Here is a 17349-nt window from a genome sequence, read left to right on the forward strand (position 1 = left end):
CCATGGCGCTCGACGACGACAAGCTGTTCAAGAAGGGCCTGCCCATCCGCCGCGCCGTGCTCGGCGCCGAATATGTGGATGGCAGCATGGCCAAGGCCGACGAATTCATGATGTCCTTCCAGCGCGCCACCACCGCCTGGGCCTGGGGCTGGGCCTGGGGCGACCCGACGCTGGACCGCAAGACGCGCTCCATCATCAACCTCGCCATGCTCACCGCGCTGGGGAAGATCCCCGAGGTGAAGCTGCATGTGAAGGGCGCGCTGGCCAACGGCGTGACCGTCGAGGAGATCAAGGCGACGCTGCTGCACGCCACCGCCTATTGCGGCATTCCCGCCGGCCTCGACGCCTTCAAGGCGACGCATGAGGTGCTGCTGGCCGAGGGCGCGATCCAGCCCAAGGCCGAGAAGCCGGCGAAGAAGGCGAAGGCCGCCGCCGCGCCGAAGCCCGCCGCCAAGAAGGCGAAGAAGTAGGCCATGGCGCGCCTCGCCTTCGCCGGCATCGGCAATATGGGTTGGCCCATGGCGGCCAACCTCATCAAGGCCGGCCATGATGTCACCGTCACCGACATCTCGCCCGAGCGCGTGGCGCGCTTCGTCAGCGAGGTGGGCGGCCAGGCCGCCGCCTCGCCCGCGGAAGCGGCGAAGGGCGTGGACGCCTTCCTCTGCATCCTGCCCACCAGCAAGGAAGTGGCGCTCGTCGCCGACGCCGTGCTTCCCGCCCTGCCCGAGGGCGCGCTCTTCATCGACATGACCTCGGGCAACCCGACCCGCACGCGCGAGATCGCGGCGCGGCTGGCCACGCGCAAGATCCGCATGGTGGACGGCCCCGTCTCCGGCGGCGTGCCGCGCGCGAAGACGGGCGAGCTCGCCATCATGCTGGGCGGCGAGACGGCGGATCTCGACGCCGCCGAACCCATCCTGCGCGCCATGGGCACCTCGCTGCACCGCTGCGGCGGGATCGGCGCGGGCCAGGCAATGAAGGCGCTGAACAACCTGGTCAGCGCCGGCGGCTTCCTGATGGGCATCGAGGCGTTGCTGATCGGCCAGAAGCTCGGCCTCGAACCTGGGCTGATGGTGGATGTGCTGAATTCCTCGACGGGGATGAACAACTCCACCCAGAAGAAGTTCCGGCAATTCGTGCTGTCCCGGCGCTTCGATTCCGGCTTCGGGCTCGACCTGATGGTGAAGGACCTCTCCATCGCCATCGAGGTCGGCAAGGAAGCGGGCGTGCCGACGCCGCTCTCGGCGCTGACGCGTGAACTCTGGGCGGCGGCGGCGACACATCTGGGGCCGGGCGAGGATCACACGGCAGTGGCGAAGCTGTCGGAACGGCTGGCCAATCAGACGCTCACGGGGGGCAATACCTGAAGCGAGGGGCTCTGCCCCTCGACCCCGGCAGGGAACGAGTTCCCTGCACCCATATCACATGAAGGTCCAGGAAACCTGTTTCCTGGTGGGTGAGCGCGAGAGGGCAAAGCCCTCTCGCATCAAACCACCCGCTTCCCGGCCGAATACACCACCAGCGGCGCCGCGCGCGTCACCACCGCCTCCGCCACGCAGCTGGCCCCAACCAGCACCAGATCGGCGCGGTCGCCCACCGCCAGGCCATACTCCGCGAAGCCGCAGGCCTCGGCACCCCGGAAGGTCACGGCGTCCAGGGCGAGGGCCACATCCTCATCCCGCCGCAGCTCATATTTCAGCGCCACCATCGCGGCCCGCGCCAGCATGTCCGGCGCATTGTGCGGGCTCCAGGTATCGCGAATATTGTCATTGCCGGCGAAGAGCGTGACGCCCAATTCCCGCGCCCGCTTCAGCGGCGGCACGGCGCGGGACGGCGGCACCGAGGTGCAGAGCGCCACCCCCGCCTCCGCCAGTTGCGCCAGCAGCGCATCGGCCCGCGCGGGCGCCACATCGCCCAGCGCGAAGCCATGGCTGATGACGACGCGCCCCTGCATGCCGAGCGCCCGCGCGCGCTCCGCGATCAGCTCCATGCTGAAGGCGCCCAGCTCGCCCGCCTCATGCAGATGGATGTCCACCGGCTTGCCGTGCCGCTGCGCCAGCCTGAAGACGATATCCAGATGCCGCACCGGATCGCGGTCAATCAGCGAGGGATCCAGCCCACCCACCACGTCGCAGCCCAGGCGCAGCGCCGTGTCCAGCCAATCCTCCACGCCCGGTGTGCGCAGGATGCCCGATTGCGGAAAGGCGACGAGCTGGATCTCCATCCGCCCGCGCATCTCGGCCCGCAGCGCCAGCAGCTTCTCGACATGGGTGAGGCGGCTTTCCTCATCCACGTCCACATGGCTGCGCAGGCGCGTGGTGCCGGCGGCGAGATGCGCCTCGCAGAGCGCGCGGCCTTCCCGCATCGCATCCATGCCGATGGCGCGGCGCGTCGCCTTCTCGTTGTTGATGCGGTCCATCAGCGAGGGACCGACCTCATTGCGCCACCAGGGCTGGCCCCAGAGCGTCTTGTCGAGGTGGCAATGCCCCTCCACCAGGCCCGGCAGCAGCAGGCGCGGCGCGCCGTCGCATGTGCTGGGCGTGAGCTTCGCGATGCGACCCTCCGCCACATGCAGATCCACCGGCGCCCCGCCGAGCGGGCTGACATGCTCCAGGATCATGCCATCACCCAGTCACGGAACAGCGCGAGATCGATGTTCCCGCCGCAGAGGATGGTCGCGACGCGCTTGCCCTGCATCTTCGCGCGCTCCTGCATCAGCGCCGCGAAGGGCGCGGCCCCCGCGCCTTCGGCGAGGTTGTGCGTGTCCGTCCAATAGGCGCGGATCGCATCGCGCACCTCGTCATCCGTGACGGTGACGACGCGCGCCGCACCCTTGAGGATCATCTCCAGCGCGCCTGGATCCGGGATGCGCGTCGCCATGCCATCGGCCTTGGTGATGGCGCTCGGCGTCTCGATCACATGGCCGGCGGCGAAGCTGCGCGCATAGGCATCGGCACCGGTGGATTGCACACCGATGATCTCGGTTGTCAGCCCCAGCAGGTCCCGCGCCATGATGCAGCCGCAGATGCCCGAGCCGAGGCCGATCGGCACATAGAGCGCATCGAGCGGCGGTGCGGCGCGGAACAGCTCCAGCGCATAGGTGGCCACCCCGCGCACCAGGTCCGGCGCGAAGGAGGGGGCGAAGTCGAGGCCGTGTTCGGCTGCGTAATCGCGCGCGAATTGCCGCGCCACGTCGAAATCCGCGCCGTGTTCGATCAGCGTCGCACCTTGCGCGCGCATGGCGGCGTTCTTCTCGGTGGAATTGCCGATGGGCACGACGATGGTGACGGGAATCCCCGCCTTGGCCCCGGCATAGGCCAACGACTGCCCGTGATTGCCGCGCGTCGCGCTCACCACGCCCTTCGAGCGCAGCGTCTCGAAATAGGTGAGCCCGCCGCGCACCTTGAAGGCGCCGGTGGGCGTGTGGTTCTCATGCTTGACCCAGACTTCGCATCCGGCGCGCTGCGCCAGCAGTGGCCAGGCATATTGCGGCGTTGCGGGAAAATGCCGCCGGATCAGGGCTTCGGCGGCTTCGAGCGCGGGGAGGGTGAACATCCGCGCAGGCTAGAGGCGCCAGCCCAAGAGGGAAAGCGAAGACGGAAAAAGAACAGCCGCGCCCGATGAGGATCCGGGCGCAAAAAAAGGCCCGCACCCTCCGAGGATGCGAGCCGAATAGGCGAGGCGGAATGCTTCAGCGTTCCGAAGCCAAGCGCGCGGAGCGCGCGCCCGGCGTCTGAGGGCAAAAATCAACCCGTTTGCTGGATCGCGCTCAGCATCCAGGGGCCGCCCTGCACGCGGACGAAGGTCCAGAGCTCCGTCTGCTCCTGCCGCGCATTCGGGTCGCCCTCGGTGATGGCGCCGGTCTTCAGGTCGCGCGTCCAGTCCACCAGCGACATCCGCATGGCGACGGTCGCGTAGTCGCGCGCGCCTTCGTTCCAGGCCTCGGCCAGGTCGCCCTGCTCGAGCTTCACGTCGCGTGTCTCGTTCTTCCAGCCGCGCTGGGCCAGGGCCGCGTAGTCGTCGCGGAAATACTGCACCATCTCCGGCGTCGCGAGGCGCGAGAGGGTGGCGATATCCTCGCGCGACCAGGCGGCGTTGATCTCGATGAGGCTGCGCTCGAAGGCCTGGAAGTCGGCCGCCTGGACGCCGATCTCATCCACCGGCTGCGCGGGGCCGCGGCCGCCCTGGGAGGTATTGCCGCCGCCGATCATGGGGCGCGCATCGGGCTGCGCCTCACGCATCATGCCATTGGGCACGCCGGCCGGCGCAGGCTGCTGCCGGAAGCGGCGGAACAGCGCCATAGCCAGGAAGACGAGGCCCGCGATCAGCGCGAGCTGCAGCAGGAAGCCCATGATCCCGGCCAGGCTGCCGAGGCCCGAGAAGAAGCCGCCGCCCGCCAGCAGGCCTAAGAGGCCCGCACCCAGCAGGCCGCCCATCAGGCCGGCCATCATCGGGTTGCGCGCAAAGAAGCCACCCGGCGCGGCGGCCGGGCGCGCGGCAGCGCCAGGGGCGCCCGCGGTCGCGGGGGCGGAGGGCTGGGTCGCGGTGCGCTCCATCGGGCGCGCGGGCTGCGGCGCGGTGTTGGTCGGAGGCGGCGCCTGATAGGTGCGCGCCCCCCGGCTGCCCGAGGAGGAACGGCCGCCCGGCGCGGCCTCGGCCAGGGCCGGCGCCAGCACGAAGGCGGCGGCGGCCAGAAGGGTCAGGAAACGTGCAGTGCGACGCATGGTGAGGGCAACTCCCCGAGGAAATCTGTCTTTCCCGCAATATAGGGGCAAGGAACGCGGATTGCGAGGTTCTTCATCACCGCCCATGGTGAAGGCTTGGCACATGGAGGCGCTGATGGGCTGGCGAAACATCCTGGCGGGGGCGGCGCTGGCCGTGACGGTCACGCTCCCGGTGCTGGCGCAGACCACGCCGCCGCGCATCTTCCGCATGGCGACGAGCGTGGATGCCGCGACACTGGACCCGCACGCCACCAACGCGCTCTTCACCTTCCTCGTCGTCTCCCAGGTCTATGAGAGCCTGACGCATCGCGGGGATGATCTGCGCGTGCATCCCGGCCTCGCCACCGCCTGGCGCCAGGTGGAGCCCACACGTTGGCGCTTCACCCTGCGCCCCGGCGTGAAATTCGCGGGCGGCGAGGATTTCACGGCGGATGATGTCGTCTTCAGCATCACCCGCGCGCTGGCGCCGACCAGCAACTACGGCATCTTCGTGGACACGGTGCTGCGCGCCGAGGCGGTGGATGACCTCACGGTGGACATCGTCACCCGCGTGCCCGACGCCGTGATCCCGGACAAGATGACGCGCGTCCTCCTCATGGATCGCGGCTGGTCCGAGGCGAACCGCAGCACCGTTCCGCAGAACTTCGCCCAGCGCGAGGAAATCCCGGCCGTCCGCATGGCCAATGGCACCGGCCCCTTCGTGATCCGCTCGCGCGAGGTGGACCAGCGCACCATCATGGTGCGCAACCCGAACTGGTGGGGCATCGCGGCCGGCGTGGCCCCCGACGGGAACGTGACGGAATACCATCACATCACGCTGGGCTCGGACGCCACGCGCGTGGCCGCCCTGCTCTCGGGCGAGGTGGACATGGTGCATGTGGTGCCGGTGCAGGATGTGGCGCGCATCCGCGCCAATTCGCGCCTGCGCGTGCTGGAAGGCCAGGAGAACCGCACGGTCTGGCTCGGCTTCCGCCAGGATGTGGACGAACTGCCCGGCAGCGACATCCGCGGCCGCAACCCCTTCAAGGATCTCCGCGTCCGCCAGGCCGTGGCGCATGCCATTGATGTCGAGGCGCTGCGCCGCGCGACGCTGCGCGGCCAGGCGGTGCCCACCGGCTCCATGTGGACGCAATTCGTGAATGGCTGGGACGCCAGCACCGATGCCCGCCTGCCGCTGGACCGCGAGCGCTCCCGCCGCCTGCTGGCCGAGGCCGGCTACCCGCAGGGCTTCTCCGTGCCGCTGGATTGCCCCGTCGGCACCTATGACGAGGCCTGCCAGGCCGTCGCCGCCATGCTCAGCCAGGTGGGCATCCGCGTGACGCTGGCGCTGCATCCCAACGCCGTCTTCAGCCAGCGCATCCGGCGGCAGGAGACGGCCTTCTACGCGCTCTCCTGGGGCGTGCCGACCTTCGATGCCAGCTACACGCTGCGCGCCATCATGGCCTCGCGCTCCGTGGGCGGGGCGGCCACCTGGAACATGGGCGGCTATTCCAACCCGGCCTTCGACGCGCTGCTGCCGCGCATCGACAATGAGGGCGACCCGGCGGCACGCCGCGCGCTGATGATCGAGGCGCACAAGCTGCACAACGCCGACCTCGGCCATGTCCCGCTCTATCACATGATGATCCCCTGGGCGCATCGCCAGGGTGTCCATGTGCGGCACCGCGCGGACAACCAGTTCCAGGTGCGCGAGATCAAGCTGGATTGATGCCGGCTCTCGTGAAAGGCGCCGCCGATCTGCGCGGCTTCCGCATCGCGGCGGGCGACAGCAATGACTTCGCCTGCCTGCTCGACCCCATCGCCGATGGCGCTGGCTTCACCCTGGTGGTGGAGGTCTTCGCCCCGGCGGCGCCACGCCGCCCAACACGCATCGCGCGGCGCAGGAGGCCTTCTTCGTCCTGCGCGGCCAGGGCCGCGCGCGGGCGGGCGACACCTGGCAAGAGATCAGCCCCGGCGACACGCTGCTGCTGCCGCCCGGCGTGGAGCATGTGGTGGAGAACACCGGCCCCGGGAAGCTCTATTGCCTCACGCTGATGGTGCCGGATGAGGATTTCGCGGCGCTCATCCGGAACGGCACGTCGATGGGACTGGATGCCGAGGACATGGCGGTCCTCACCGGCCGGTAGCCTCCAGCTCCGTCAGGAGCCGCCGCCCGCCATCATCCCGCAGGCCGAGCGCGAAGGCCTGGCGCAGCGCCTCGATGGCCTCCGCCCGCCGCCCCAGCTCGGCCAGCGCCACGCTGCGGCCCAGATACAGTTCCGGCACGCCGGCCGTGAGGCGGATGGCGGTGTCATAGGCCGCCAGCGCCTCCTCCCACTGCCCCAGCCGCGCATGCACCATGCCCTTGGCCTGGTGCGGCCGGTGGTCGGCGGCGTCCAGCGCGATGGCGCGCGCGAGCGATTCCAGCGCATCCGGCGTGCGGCCCAGCCCGGCCAGCGCCTGGCCGCGGCCGGTATGCCCATCGGCCAGATGCGGAGCGAGGCGCAGCGCCGTCTCAAAGGCAGCCAGCGCGGCCATATTCTCGTTCTGCCGCAGCAGCGTGTGCCCCATGCCCGCATGCGCCGGCGCATAGGTCGGGTCCAGCGCCACCGCCCGCCGCGCGACGGAAGCGGCCTCCGCCAGGTGCCCCATGAAGCGCAGGATGCGCGCTTCCTCGATCAGCCCGTCGCGGTCGTCATCATCCAGGCGCTGCGCGGTGCGCGCCGCCGCCAGCGCCTCCTCGTAGCGCCCCAGCTCCCGCAGCAGCACAGCCGAGGAGAGATGCGCCCAGGGCGAGAGCGGATCGAGCGCCAGGCCGCGCGCCTGCGCCTCCAGCGCGCCCTGCCGGTCCCCCAGCGCGCGCAGCGCCAGCGCCCTGCCGTAATGCGCCGAGGCGCGCGGCGGCCCCTGCTCCATCACCAGGTCCAGCAGCTCCAGCGCGCGCTGCGCATGGCCCGAGCGCACCAGCGAGCGCGCGAAGAGGAAGTTGATCGTGGCCACCGTATCGGCATCCTCGACGCGGCGGCGCAGCAGCAGCAGCCGGTCGCGGATCGCCTCCTCCTCCGCATCCGTCTCGGCCAGGTGCCAGGCATAGAGGCGCGGGGCGACGACGCGCCACACCTCGGGCGCCGCGCGCAGCAGCAGAGGGTCCGCGCCTTCGGCCGTCGGCCCCTCCACATCCGCGATCACGCCATGGCCCGCGAGGCGCAGGCGCAGGCGCATCCTGTCCCCCGCCACGATGATCTCGCCCGAGAGCTTGCGCTCCGGCCAGCCCAGCAGGTTGCGCAGCAGCGCCGCCAGCCCGCGCAGCGAAAGCCCGGCGGCGGGGATGTTGAGATCGGGCTCCGAGCCTTCCAGCTCGGCGCTCGGGCGGTGCAGCGTCTCGGTGCGGACGGCATGCGCGGTGGCGTTGATCGCATCCAGCAGCCGGCGCGCCGCGACCGCGCCGGAGAGCCCGCTGTCGGAGAGGCTCGTGGGCACGGCGACTTCGGCAATCTCGATGGGCTGGCGCGCCGCCTCGCGCACCACCATCACCACGGCCAGCACCACGAGAACCAGCGGCAGGGTACCCAGCATCAGCTTCTGGCCGAACTCCCAGATGGCGACGGCGCGACCCCAGCCGCGCCGGATCAGCCCTGACGGGCGCGCTTCGGCAGCGGGCGTCTCATCGGCATCCATGCCGGCCAGGAAAGCCTCCTAGCCGGCGGCCTGCAAGCGCCTCCGCCGCGCCCATTGCACGCCCAGCAGCACCCCGCCGATGGCCAGGCCCACCCAATGCGGGGCGGGTATGGCGTCGGCCACCATCACCTCGACGATGGCCGGGAACACCATCAGAAGCCCGCCCAGCGCCATCAGCCAGCGCTCCGCCGCGTTCATCACCGTGATGGCATAGCCCTGGCACGCGGCGGAGAGGGCGGCGAGGCCCAGCGTGGCGAAGAACACCTGCTCCACCACATCCATCCAGTCCATGCCCGGCAGCATGTTCAGCAGCAGGCCCACGCCCTGCGGGTCGGTCACGAAGACGAAGGGCAGCACGAAGGCGGGCAGCGTGTATTTCCAGGCCATGAGCGTGGTGCGGTAGGGCCCCGCACCCGTGATGGCCGCCGCCGCGAAGGGCGAGAGCGCGGTGGGCGGAGAGACCTCGCTCAGCACCGCGTAGTAGAAGACGAACATGTGCGCCGCGTAGTCCGGCACGCCCAGCTTCATCAGCGCGGGTGCCGCCACGACGGCGCAGATGATGTAGCTGGCGGTGACCGGCACGGCGAGGCCGACGACCCAGACGATCAGCGCCGTGTAGATCGCCGTGATGATCAGCGAACCGCCCGCCGCCTGGATGGCGATGTCGGAGAACTTGAGCCCAAGGCCGGTCAGCGTGATGCAGCCCACGATGATGCCGGCGCAGGCGCAGGTGGCGGCGATGCCGATCGCCTGCTCGGAGCCAGCCGCCAGCGTGCGGATCAGCTTGCGGGGCCAGAGCGCATGCTCGCGCGAGAGGAAGGAGAGGGCGATGGCGAGGCCCATGGCGTAAAGGACGGAAAGCGTCGCGGAATAGCCCATGGCCATGAAGGCGATGATCGCGATCAGGCTGGTGAAGTGGTACCAGCCGCGCTTGAACATGGCGCCCACCTTCTCGACCTGGATCGGCGCGTCATCCTTGCCGCCGCCCGCCGCGCGGATGCGGCGCTGGTCGAGTTCCACCATGAAGAGCAGCGAGGCGTAGTAGAGCACCGTCGGGATCGCCGCCATCAGCAGCACATCGAGGTAGCTGATCTTCAGATACTCGGCGATCAGGAAGGCGGCGGCACCCATGATGGGTGGCGAGATGATGGCGCCGAGGCCACCGGCCGCGAGCAGCCCGCCGGCATCATGCGGGGTGTAGCCCACGCGTTTCATCATCGGCCAGGCGACGGTGCCGATGGTGACCGTGGTGGCGACGCCCGAACCCGAAGGCCCGCCCAGCAGGAAGGCGGAGAGCACGACCGTGCGCCCGGCGCTGGAGGGCTTGCCGCCCGTCGCGGCGAAGGAGAAATCCACGAAATACTTGCCGGCACCCGTCGCACCCAGGATCGCGCCGTAGATGGTGAAGAGGATGATGAGCGTGGCGCTGACATCCACCGCCGTGCCGAAGATGCCCTCCAGCGTGATGGAGATGTGCGGGATCAGCCGCTCCTCGTCATAGCCACGATGCGTCCAGGGGGCGGGCAGGTGGTTGCCGTAGAAGGCGTAGAGCAGGAAGGCGATGGCGACGACGGGCATGATCCAGCCCGTGCAGCGCCGCGTGACTTCCAGCACCAGCGCGATGAGCATCCAGCCCACCACGATGTCCATCGGCTCGGGGAAGATGATGCGGTCCTGCAGGTCATCGCCGCCGGAGATGAGATACCAGGTGACGTAGATGCCGGCCGCCATCAGCGCCCAGTCCCAGGGCAGGAAGCGGTCGCGGAAGCGGCGCGCGACCGGGAAGAGGAAGAAGCCCAGCACCATGGTGAAGCCCACGTGCGCGAAGCGCAGCGTGGTGGTGGGGACGATGCTCCAGGCCGCGTAGAGGTGGAACAGCGACATGGCGAGCGCCAGCCCCACCGCCACCACGCCCAGCGCGCCGGTGAAGCGGTTCATCACCCCCTCTTCGGACTCGATCAGCTTCTCCACGCGGGCGGCGGTGGCCGCATCCATCGAGGCGGGGTTGATCTCGGGCGGAAGGGAGCTCTGGGACATGGCGGATACTCGCGCGCTTGGAGCATGATGCGTTGGGCGGCCTCGCCGGAACGCTGAATCATCCTCTCAACAAAGGTGAGACCGTGGCGCGGTCTGAAGAGAAACGGCCGGGTGCTTCCACCCGGCCGCGATGCGGAACAGCTTGCCGGGCTCAGCCCAGCGTGGCGCCGGCCGCGCGCCAGAACGCCTCGGCCGCCGGGTGCCAGGGCACGCCCGCCGCCGCCGTCTTCTGCTGGCCGAGCGTGAAGTCGCGCGCCGCGGAATGGACGCGCGCCCAGTCCTCGCGGTTCTGCCAGAGGATGGTCAGCATCTGCGTGACCAGCGCCGGCGCCGTGTCCTCGCGCACCGCCAGGATATTGGCGACCGAGAGCTGCTGGTTCGGGGTGTTCTGGCCGGGATAGGTGCCCGCCGCGATGGTCTCGGCGAAATAGACCGGGCCATGCTCGCGCACGATCGGCTCCAGCGCATCGGCATGGTCGATCAGCACGAGCTGCGTGCCCGGCGTGGCCGCCAGGTCGGTGATGGCCGAGGTCGGCACGCCCGAGACGAAGAAATAGGCGTCGATCTTGCCGTCACGGATCGCGTTCGTGCTCTCGGCCGGCGAGAGGCGCTCACGCCCGCGGAAGTCGCGGTTGATGTCGAGGCCGGCGGCGGCGATCAGGCGCAGGGCGAACAGCTCGGTGGCCGAGGCCGGCGCGCCGGTCGAAATGCGCTTGCCGCGCAGGTCCGCCATGGTGCGGATGTTGCGGTCGGCCGTCGTCACCACCTGCATGCGGTTGGTGTAGAGCACGGCGATGGCGCGCGTCGGCACCACGCGGCCGCGGAAGGGGCCGGCGCCGCGGATGCTGTCCACCGCCGCATCCACCTGGCCGAAGACCAGCTGCGCGCGGCTGGCGCCCAGCAGCTGGAAATTCGCGGTGGAACCGGCCGTCACCTCGGCGGTCGCGGAGACGCCCGGGATGCCGCGCGTCAGGTAGTTCGCGAGCGCGCCGCCCAGCGGGTAATAGACGCCGCCGGTCGTGCCGGTGGCGATGGCGATCTGCTGCGCCGCCTGGGCCGCGGCGAGTTGAGGCGCGGCGACAAGACCGAGGCCGGCGCCCAAGGTCGCCTTGACGGCGGCGCGACGGGAAAGATGGATCATGAGATGGTCCTCCGGCATTGTTTTCTGGACGCGCCAATAGGGGGAACCGCGTCCAAACGCAAAGGGGTTGCGATACCTCAATGCGGAAAACGCCCCCAGGCTGCCATTCTTCCCACCAGGAGGATTGCATCATGACCCAATTGACCGCCCGAGACCTGATGACCCCCGACGTCGTCTCCGTGCCGCCCGAGACGCCCGTCCTCGCCGTGGCGCGCCTGCTGTCCGAGCGCGGAATCAGCGCCGTGCCGGTGCTGGGCCCGGCCGGCGAGGTTCTGGGCGTGGTGACGGAGGCCGACCTCATCCGCCGCCTGGCCGGCGAGGAGGACGCGAAGCCCGGCTGGTTCGCCAGCCTCTTCGTGGACCCCGCGACCGAGGCCGAGCGCTACGCCAAGACCCATGGCGTGCGCGCGAAGGACATCATGACCGAAACGGTCCTCACGGTCGGCGAGGGCGACACCGCCGCCCACATCGCCCATCTGATGGAAGAGCGGAACATCCGCCGCGTCTTCGTCGTGACCGATGGGCGGCTGCGCGGCATCGTCAGCCGCGCCGACCTGCTGCGCGCCCTGGTGGCGCCCATGCCGGAGGAGGGCGAGTTCAGCGACAGCCGCCTGCGCAGCGCCGTCATCGCCGCCATGCGCAAGCAGCCCTGGGCCGACAGCTTCTACACGCTGGTGGATGTGAAGGACGGGATCGTCACCTTCCACGGCTTCATGCGCGACGAAGGCGTGCGGCGCGGCCTGCGCGTTCTGGCCGAGGCCATTCCCGGCGTGAAGGGCGTGCGCGACGAGACGCAGCCCATGCCGAACTATATCTTCGCCGGGGTTTAGGCTGTGCCGCGCGGGTGATCCGGCGCGTCCGCCTCCGCGTGTCATTCGCAGATCCTTACGGAGATGAAACCCTATCCATGTCGGGCGTTTCATCTGGCCGTCACCCACCTCCGGGGTGTTAGCATTTCCCTGGCGATTTCAATCGCCTAAGGATGCTATAACATCACGGAGGAGACGGCCCATGAAGGCCTTGTCACGTCGCGCACTCTTCGCCTGCTTCGCCTGTGGTTCAGCCCATCTCGGCCTCCAGGCCAGCCCCGCCAGCGCGCAAGGCTGGGCGCCCCCAGCCGCTGCGCAGCGCTGCCCCTCCCGCTGGGGGCCGAATGACCGGCGCGGCTCGATGAACCTGATGACGCCCGAGCGCATCCGCAACGCCGCCTCGATGATCCGCGAGGGCCGCAAGATCGAGATGGGCCATGTGCTGGCGCAGAACATGCCCTTCTTCGGCACGCGCCGCTTCGACGTGCACCAGAAGCAGCTCTTCATGAACCCGCAGGCCAATCGCCGCGGCTCCAACGAGGAGCTGGTGGTGGGCGAGATCGGCCAGGTCGGCACGCAGTTCGACGGCTTCCCGCACCAGACCATCGGCAACGAGGTCTACAACTGCGTGGACCTCCCCTCCATCATGTCCCGCACCGGCTTCACCCAGATGGGCATCGAGACGGTCGGCACCATCATGACGCGCGGCGTGCTGATCGACGTCGCCGGCGCCAAGGGCGTGCAGACCCTGCCCGACACCTATGAGATCACGGTGGCCGACCTCGAACAGGCGTTGAACCGCCAGCGCGTGGAGCTGCGCGAGGGCGACGCGATGATCATCAACACCGGCTGGGGCCATCTCTGGGGCCGCGAGAACGCCCGCTACGTGGCCGGCTGCCCGGGCATCGGCGTGGCGGCGGCCGAATGGCTGATCGCGAAGAACCCGCTGCTGCTCGGCGCCGACAACTGGCCGGTGGAGGTCGCGCCGTCGAAGACCATGCCCAGCGCCTCGCTCCCCGTTCACCAGATCGCGCTGGTGGTGCATGGCGTGCACCTGCTGGAGAACATGAACCTCGCCGAGATCGTCGCCTCCGGCCGCAGCGAGTTCTGCTTCATGATGCAGCCGCTGCGCGCGCAGGGATTCTCGGGCAGCACCGTCTCACCGGCGGCGCTTTTTTAGCCCCCTCAAGCGCCGGGCGCGCGCATCCGCGCGCTTGGCTTCGAAACGCTGAAGCGTTTCGGCTCGGCTCTTCGCCTCGCATCCGCCAGGCGCGGAGCAGATGTCCGTGAGGATGTCTTGCGTTCTCAAGCGCCCGGCGCGCGCATCCGCGCGCTTGGCTTCGAAACGCTGAAGCGTTTCGGCTCGGCTCTTCGCCTCGCATCCGCCAGGCGCGGAGCAGATGTCCGTGGGGATGTCTTGCCCCCTCAAGCGCTCGGCGCGCGCATCCGCGCGCTTGGCTTCGAAACGCTGAAGCGTTTCGGCTCGGCTCTTCGCCTCGCATCCGCATGCCCGCCACCCTGCCCGGCAATTGGTCACGCGCACCGCGGGGCCGGCGGGAGGCGGGCTGTCATGGACGATGCGGACCATGTGCCCGCTGATGATGTTGTTGGTGCCGTCTCCAAAGCGAGTGTTCGGCGACACCGTGGCATTGGGAGACATCGGAATATTCGGGAGCATGGGCGGGAAGAGCGTCACGTTGGACGGAAATCCGGAGAAGGTGACATCGGCCGTCACCCGCTGGGTCGTCGTGTGCCTGAGCACGAAGAAATACTCGAAGCGCTCCCCGCCGACGCCCGTCTGGTACACCGACTCGATCGCGACCCGGCCGTTGCAGGCCGCCCCTTGCGCCTCCGCGCGCCGGCCCGCGAGGCCCGCCAGGATCATCACGGTCAGGATGGCACGGCGCATGGTCTCTCTCCTCCCGCTGCGGCGGCGCGCGCATGGCTTGCGCCACGGCCCCGCCCAATCGGCGCAAGCGATCGGCGCGATCAGTCCAGCTTGATCACGCGCGACAAGCGGCTGAGGCCGAGGCATCATCCCCTCCATGCGATGGGCGCGGATCTCCCTGGTGCTGCTGCTGGCGTTGGCGGGCCTCGCCTGGGCGCTGGATCGCGCCTTCCCCCCGCCCATGGCGCGCTTCGAGCACGCGGCGCGCGAGGTAACGGCGCGCGATGGCCGCCTCCTCTCCGTCTGGCCCGCCCCAGGCGGCGTCTGGCGGCTGCGCACCACGCCGGCGGACGTGCCGCCGCATCTCCTGGCCCTGCTCATCGCCGCCGAGGATCGCCGCTTCCACGCGCATCCCGGCGTGGATCCGCTGGCCCTGGCCCGCGCCGCAGCACAATGGCTGCGCGCGGGGCGCGTCATCTCCGGCGGTTCCACCCTCTCCATGCAGGCCGCGCGCCTGCTGGAGCCGCGCCCGCGCAACCTCCGCAGCAAGGTGATCGAGATCGCCCGCGCGCTACAGCTCGAATGGCGCCACGGCAAGGCCGGCGTGCTGGAGATCTGGCTGACCCTGGCGCCCCAGGGCGGAAATCTCGAGGGCCTGCGCGCCGGCGCCCTCGCCTGGTTCGGCCGCCCCGCGCACGCGCTCGATGCCGGCGAGGCCGCGCTGCTCGTCGCCCTCGCCCGCCGCCCCGAGGCGCTGCGCCCCGACCGCCATCCGGAGGCCGCGCGCCGCGCGCGCGACGCCGTCCTGCTCGCCCGCGCGCCCGACATCGCGAGCGAGGCCGAGATCACCCTGGCGGGGGATGTCCCCACCCGCCGCCTGCCCCTGCCGCGCCACGCGCCCCATGTCGCGCGCGAGGGCAACACTTCATCATCCGCGCGCGTCGCCGCGACGACGCTGGACCTGGACCTGCAACGCGCCACCGAGGCCATCGCGCGCGAGGCGCTCTCCCGCCTGCCCGAGCGCGTCTCGCTCGCCATCATGGTCGCCGATCTCCGCACCCGTGAAACCCGCGCGCTGGTCGGCGGCGACTGGCTGAACCCCGCCCGCGCCGGCGCGCTGGACCTCACGCGCGCCGTGCGCTCGCCCGGCTCCACGCTCAAGCCGCTGATCTATGCGCTCGCCTTCGAGACCGGCGTGGTGACGCCCGAGACGCTGATGGAGGACCTGCCGCGCCGCTTCGGCGACTACGCGCCCGAGAATTTCGACCGCGCCTTCCAGGGCCGCCTGCGCATCGCCGACGCGCTGCGCCAAAGCCTCAACCAGCCCGCCGTGGCGCTGCTCAACGAGGTGGGCCCGCTGCGCCTCGCCAGCGTCATGAAGGCGGGCGGCGCCCCGCCACGCCTGCCGCCCGGCGCCGAGCCCTCGCTGCCGCTGGCGCTGGGCGGCGTCGGCGTCACGCTGCGCGAATTGGTGGGGCTTTATGCGCGCCTCGGCGATGGCGGCGCGGGGCTGATCGAACCCCGCGCCGCCAACCTCGCCAGCGCCATCCTCGTGCAGCCACTGCCCGGCGGCGGCCCCGCCGGCATCGCCTGGAAGACGGGCACGAGCTGGGGGGGGCGCGATGCCTGGGCCATCGGCATGGACCAGCGCCATGTGGTGGGCCTCTGGGTCGGCCGGCCCGACGGCACGCCCATCCCTAACGCGACCGGCGCGCGCCTCGCGCTGCCCCTGCTGGGCCAGGTCTTCGAGCGCCTGCCCCCCGCGCCACGCCAGGGCTTCACGCCGCGGCCGCTGAGTGCCGGCTCGGCGCCCACCACCGACGCGCTGCGCCTGCTCTTCCCGCCGCCGCGCGCGACGCTGCCGGAAGCGGGCCGCGTGGTGCTGCGCGCCGCCGGCGGCCAGCGCCCGCTGACCTTCCTGGTGGATGGCGCGCCGCTCCCCACCGACCCCGCGCGGCGTGAGGTGAGCTGGATGCCGCCCGGCCCCGGCTTCTACCGCATCACCGTGCTCGACGCCGAAGGCGCGGCGGCGCGGACGGAGCTGCGCGTGCGATGATCCACGAGCTGCAAGGCGCCATCCTCTACGTCCTCGCCGCCTTCGGCATGGGTTTCCTGCTGGGGCCGCTGCGCGAATTCGTGCTGGCGCCCGCCATCGGCCCCATCCTGGCGCTCGCCCTGGAATTGCCGCTGCTGCTGGGCTTCTGCGCCTGGATCGCGCCGCGCATCCTGCGCCGCTGCCGCGTCCCGCCCGGCATCGCGCGCCTGCGCCTCGGCCTTCTCGCCCTCGCGCTGCTGGTGGCGCTGGAATTCTCCCTGGGCGTCCCGCTGCGCGGCTGGGACCTGAGCGCCTGGCTCGCGCATCTGGCGACACCGCCAGGCCTCGTCACGCTGCTGGGCTACCTCATCTTCGCCCTCATTCCACGCTGGGTCCGCACATGACACGCATCGCCCTGCTTCTCCTCGCCGCGCTCGTCACCAGCGGCTGCGTCACCACCAGCAGCGGCAGCGCCGATGACCGCCGCTGGATCAACCAATGCATCCGGGACAATGCCGATGAGGGCGCCTCACGCCGCGTCGTCACAGCCTATTGCGCCTGCATGGTGAACCGCATGAGCAGCAACGAAACGCGCTCCGTCACGCAATGGGAGCGCGTAAATCCCCGCGCCCGCCGCGAATGCTCGCGCGAGGCGGGCTGGACATGACGCCATGGAGATCCCGCATGCGCTTCCCCACCTTCGCCGCCCTGCTCCTTCTTGCCGCGCCCGCCGTCGCACAGCTGCCGGATGCGGCCGACTGGATCCGTCGCTGCATGGACGACAGCGCGAACCAGTCCGCGCCGCCCCTCGTGCGGATGACCTATTGCACCTGCCTCGTCGGCCAGGCGAATGACGCAGGGGCCGCGACGATCGCCGCGCTCGAGCAGATCATCCCCGACGCCCGCCGCCAATGCCGCGAGATCGCGGGCTGGCGCTGACCGGCGCGCCGGGAGGGTGACTCACCGCTCCGGCCTGCGACCTTCGCGGATCATGCAGGCTTCACCGAGAGAATGATTTACCACTCCGGCCTGCGACCTTCGCGGATCATGCAGGCTTC

At 70.5% G+C, this 17349-nt stretch carries 17 protein-coding genes; 10 read left to right on the plus strand and 7 right to left on the minus strand.

Annotated features, from left to right (window positions below; all coding sequences use genetic code 11):
• The first annotated feature begins 2 nt into the window (after positions 1-2).
• Positions 3-470: a carboxymuconolactone decarboxylase family protein gene (locus tag ACQ860_RS13620; RefSeq protein WP_431303892.1), complete on the plus strand. Its 468-nt coding sequence runs from the start codon at positions 3-5 to the stop codon at positions 468-470.
• Between the two features lie 3 nt (positions 471-473).
• The gene (locus tag ACQ860_RS13625) at positions 474-1367 is read left to right on the plus strand and encodes an NAD(P)-dependent oxidoreductase (RefSeq protein WP_431303893.1); all 894 of its coding nucleotides are present in this window, start codon (positions 474-476) and stop codon (positions 1365-1367) included.
• Positions 1368-1486: 119 nt separating this feature from the next.
• On the opposite strand, the gene ACQ860_RS13630 is transcribed toward ACQ860_RS13625, so the two are convergent.
• The 3 genes from ACQ860_RS13630 to ACQ860_RS13640 all read right to left on the minus strand — a co-directional run bounded on the left by ACQ860_RS13630 (position 1487) and on the right by ACQ860_RS13640 (position 4724).
• On the minus strand, positions 1487-2620 hold the full coding sequence (locus ACQ860_RS13630; RefSeq protein ID WP_431303894.1) for an amidohydrolase family protein: 1134 nt from the start codon (positions 2618-2620) through the stop codon (positions 1487-1489).
• Positions 2617-3555 (minus strand): threonine dehydratase, encoded by a 939-nt coding sequence (locus ACQ860_RS13635; protein WP_431303895.1) that lies wholly within the window; start codon positions 3553-3555, stop codon positions 2617-2619. The genes ACQ860_RS13630 and ACQ860_RS13635 overlap by 4 nt, the downstream gene beginning before the upstream one ends.
• Before the next feature lie 191 nt (positions 3556-3746).
• Positions 3747-4724, minus strand: coding sequence for a TIM44-like domain-containing protein (locus tag ACQ860_RS13640; RefSeq protein WP_431303896.1), 978 nt, complete (start codon positions 4722-4724; stop codon positions 3747-3749).
• Positions 4725-4809: 85 nt separating this feature from the next.
• On the opposite strand from ACQ860_RS13640, the gene ACQ860_RS13645 reads away from it, so the two are divergent.
• Positions 4810-6432: an ABC transporter substrate-binding protein gene (locus ACQ860_RS13645; protein ID WP_431303897.1), complete on the plus strand. Its 1623-nt coding sequence runs from the start codon at positions 4810-4812 to the stop codon at positions 6430-6432.
• Positions 6433-6505: 73 nt separating this feature from the next.
• On the plus strand, positions 6506-6850 hold the full coding sequence (locus tag ACQ860_RS13650) for a cupin domain-containing protein (RefSeq protein ID WP_431305755.1): 345 nt from the start codon (positions 6506-6508) through the stop codon (positions 6848-6850).
• Here the strand turns inward: ACQ860_RS13650 and ACQ860_RS13655 are convergent.
• From ACQ860_RS13655 to ACQ860_RS13665, 3 genes are all read right to left on the minus strand, one after another.
• Positions 6837-8381: a tetratricopeptide repeat protein gene (locus tag ACQ860_RS13655; protein ID WP_431303898.1), complete on the minus strand. Its 1545-nt coding sequence runs from the start codon at positions 8379-8381 to the stop codon at positions 6837-6839. The two genes, ACQ860_RS13650 and ACQ860_RS13655, sit on opposite strands and share 14 nt — an antisense overlap.
• A gap of 18 nt (positions 8382-8399) precedes the next feature.
• Positions 8400-10418, minus strand: a complete 2019-nt coding sequence (locus tag ACQ860_RS13660) for a TRAP transporter permease (RefSeq protein WP_431303899.1) — start codon at positions 10416-10418, stop codon at positions 8400-8402.
• 151 nt (positions 10419-10569) lie between these two features.
• On the minus strand, positions 10570-11559 hold the full coding sequence (locus ACQ860_RS13665) for a TAXI family TRAP transporter solute-binding subunit (protein WP_431303900.1): 990 nt from the start codon (positions 11557-11559) through the stop codon (positions 10570-10572).
• Between the two features lie 131 nt (positions 11560-11690).
• Between ACQ860_RS13665 and ACQ860_RS13670 the strand changes: the two genes are divergently transcribed.
• On the plus strand, positions 11691-12389 hold the full coding sequence (locus tag ACQ860_RS13670; RefSeq protein ID WP_431303901.1) for a CBS domain-containing protein: 699 nt from the start codon (positions 11691-11693) through the stop codon (positions 12387-12389).
• Positions 12390-12570: 181 nt separating this feature from the next.
• Positions 12571-13548: a cyclase family protein gene (locus ACQ860_RS13675; protein ID WP_431303902.1), complete on the plus strand. Its 978-nt coding sequence runs from the start codon at positions 12571-12573 to the stop codon at positions 13546-13548.
• On the opposite strand, the gene ACQ860_RS13680 is transcribed toward ACQ860_RS13675, so the two are convergent.
• Entirely contained in the window at positions 13528-14277 is a 750-nt protein-coding gene (locus ACQ860_RS13680; protein ID WP_431303903.1) for a hypothetical protein, read from the minus strand. The two genes, ACQ860_RS13675 and ACQ860_RS13680, sit on opposite strands and share 21 nt — an antisense overlap.
• A gap of 136 nt (positions 14278-14413) precedes the next feature.
• On the opposite strand from ACQ860_RS13680, the gene ACQ860_RS13685 reads away from it, so the two are divergent.
• From ACQ860_RS13685 to ACQ860_RS13700, 4 genes are read left to right on the plus strand one after another with little or no spacing between them, the layout of a single operon-like run.
• The gene (locus tag ACQ860_RS13685; protein WP_431303904.1) at positions 14414-16312 is read left to right on the plus strand and encodes a penicillin-binding protein 1C; all 1899 of its coding nucleotides are present in this window, start codon (positions 14414-14416) and stop codon (positions 16310-16312) included.
• Positions 16309-16695, plus strand: coding sequence for a hypothetical protein (locus ACQ860_RS13690; protein ID WP_431303905.1), 387 nt, complete (start codon positions 16309-16311; stop codon positions 16693-16695). Before ACQ860_RS13685 ends, ACQ860_RS13690 begins: the two co-directional genes overlap by 4 nt.
• Complete coding sequence (locus tag ACQ860_RS13695) at positions 16692-16958, plus strand: hypothetical protein (RefSeq protein WP_431303906.1); 267 nt, start codon at positions 16692-16694, stop codon at positions 16956-16958. Before ACQ860_RS13690 ends, ACQ860_RS13695 begins: the two co-directional genes overlap by 4 nt.
• A 17-nt stretch (positions 16959-16975) precedes the next feature.
• A complete protein-coding gene (locus ACQ860_RS13700; RefSeq protein ID WP_431303907.1) occupies positions 16976-17230 on the plus strand; it encodes a hypothetical protein in 255 nt (84 codons plus the stop codon).
• Positions 17231-17349 lie beyond the last annotated feature (119 nt).

It is taken from the genome of Sediminicoccus sp. BL-A-41-H5 (assembly GCF_050632405.1).
Classification (GTDB): domain Bacteria; phylum Pseudomonadota; class Alphaproteobacteria; order Acetobacterales; family Acetobacteraceae; genus Roseococcus.

Excerpts from the sequence above, each read along its gene's own strand:
- ACQ860_RS13660 (WP_431303899.1), bottom strand. The coding sequence starts at position 10,418 with ATGTCCCAGAGCTCCCTTCCGCCCGAGATCAACCCCGCCTCGATGGAT.
- ACQ860_RS13665 (WP_431303900.1), bottom strand. The coding sequence starts at position 11,559 with ATGATCCATCTTTCCCGTCGCGCCGCCGTCAAGGCGACCTTGGGCGCC.
- ACQ860_RS13635 (WP_431303895.1), bottom strand. The coding sequence starts at position 3,555 with ATGTTCACCCTCCCCGCGCTCGAAGCCGCCGAAGCCCTGATCCGGCGG.
- ACQ860_RS13695 (WP_431303906.1), top strand. The coding sequence starts at position 16,692 with ATGACACGCATCGCCCTGCTTCTCCTCGCCGCGCTCGTCACCAGCGGC.
- ACQ860_RS13645 (WP_431303897.1), top strand. The coding sequence starts at position 4,810 with ATGGTGAAGGCTTGGCACATGGAGGCGCTGATGGGCTGGCGAAACATC.
- ACQ860_RS13655 (WP_431303898.1), bottom strand. The coding sequence starts at position 8,381 with ATGGATGCCGATGAGACGCCCGCTGCCGAAGCGCGCCCGTCAGGGCTG.
- ACQ860_RS13620 (WP_431303892.1), top strand. The coding sequence starts at position 3 with ATGGCGCTCGACGACGACAAGCTGTTCAAGAAGGGCCTGCCCATCCGC.
- ACQ860_RS13685 (WP_431303904.1), top strand. The coding sequence starts at position 14,414 with ATGCGATGGGCGCGGATCTCCCTGGTGCTGCTGCTGGCGTTGGCGGGC.
- ACQ860_RS13625 (WP_431303893.1), top strand. The coding sequence starts at position 474 with ATGGCGCGCCTCGCCTTCGCCGGCATCGGCAATATGGGTTGGCCCATG.
- ACQ860_RS13680 (WP_431303903.1), bottom strand. The coding sequence starts at position 14,277 with ATGCGCCGTGCCATCCTGACCGTGATGATCCTGGCGGGCCTCGCGGGC.
- ACQ860_RS13630 (WP_431303894.1), bottom strand. The coding sequence starts at position 2,620 with ATGATCCTGGAGCATGTCAGCCCGCTCGGCGGGGCGCCGGTGGATCTG.
- ACQ860_RS13700 (WP_431303907.1), top strand. The coding sequence starts at position 16,976 with ATGCGCTTCCCCACCTTCGCCGCCCTGCTCCTTCTTGCCGCGCCCGCC.
- ACQ860_RS13690 (WP_431303905.1), top strand. The coding sequence starts at position 16,309 with ATGATCCACGAGCTGCAAGGCGCCATCCTCTACGTCCTCGCCGCCTTC.
- ACQ860_RS13675 (WP_431303902.1), top strand. The coding sequence starts at position 12,571 with ATGAAGGCCTTGTCACGTCGCGCACTCTTCGCCTGCTTCGCCTGTGGT.
- ACQ860_RS13670 (WP_431303901.1), top strand. The coding sequence starts at position 11,691 with ATGACCCAATTGACCGCCCGAGACCTGATGACCCCCGACGTCGTCTCC.
- ACQ860_RS13640 (WP_431303896.1), bottom strand. The coding sequence starts at position 4,724 with ATGCGTCGCACTGCACGTTTCCTGACCCTTCTGGCCGCCGCCGCCTTC.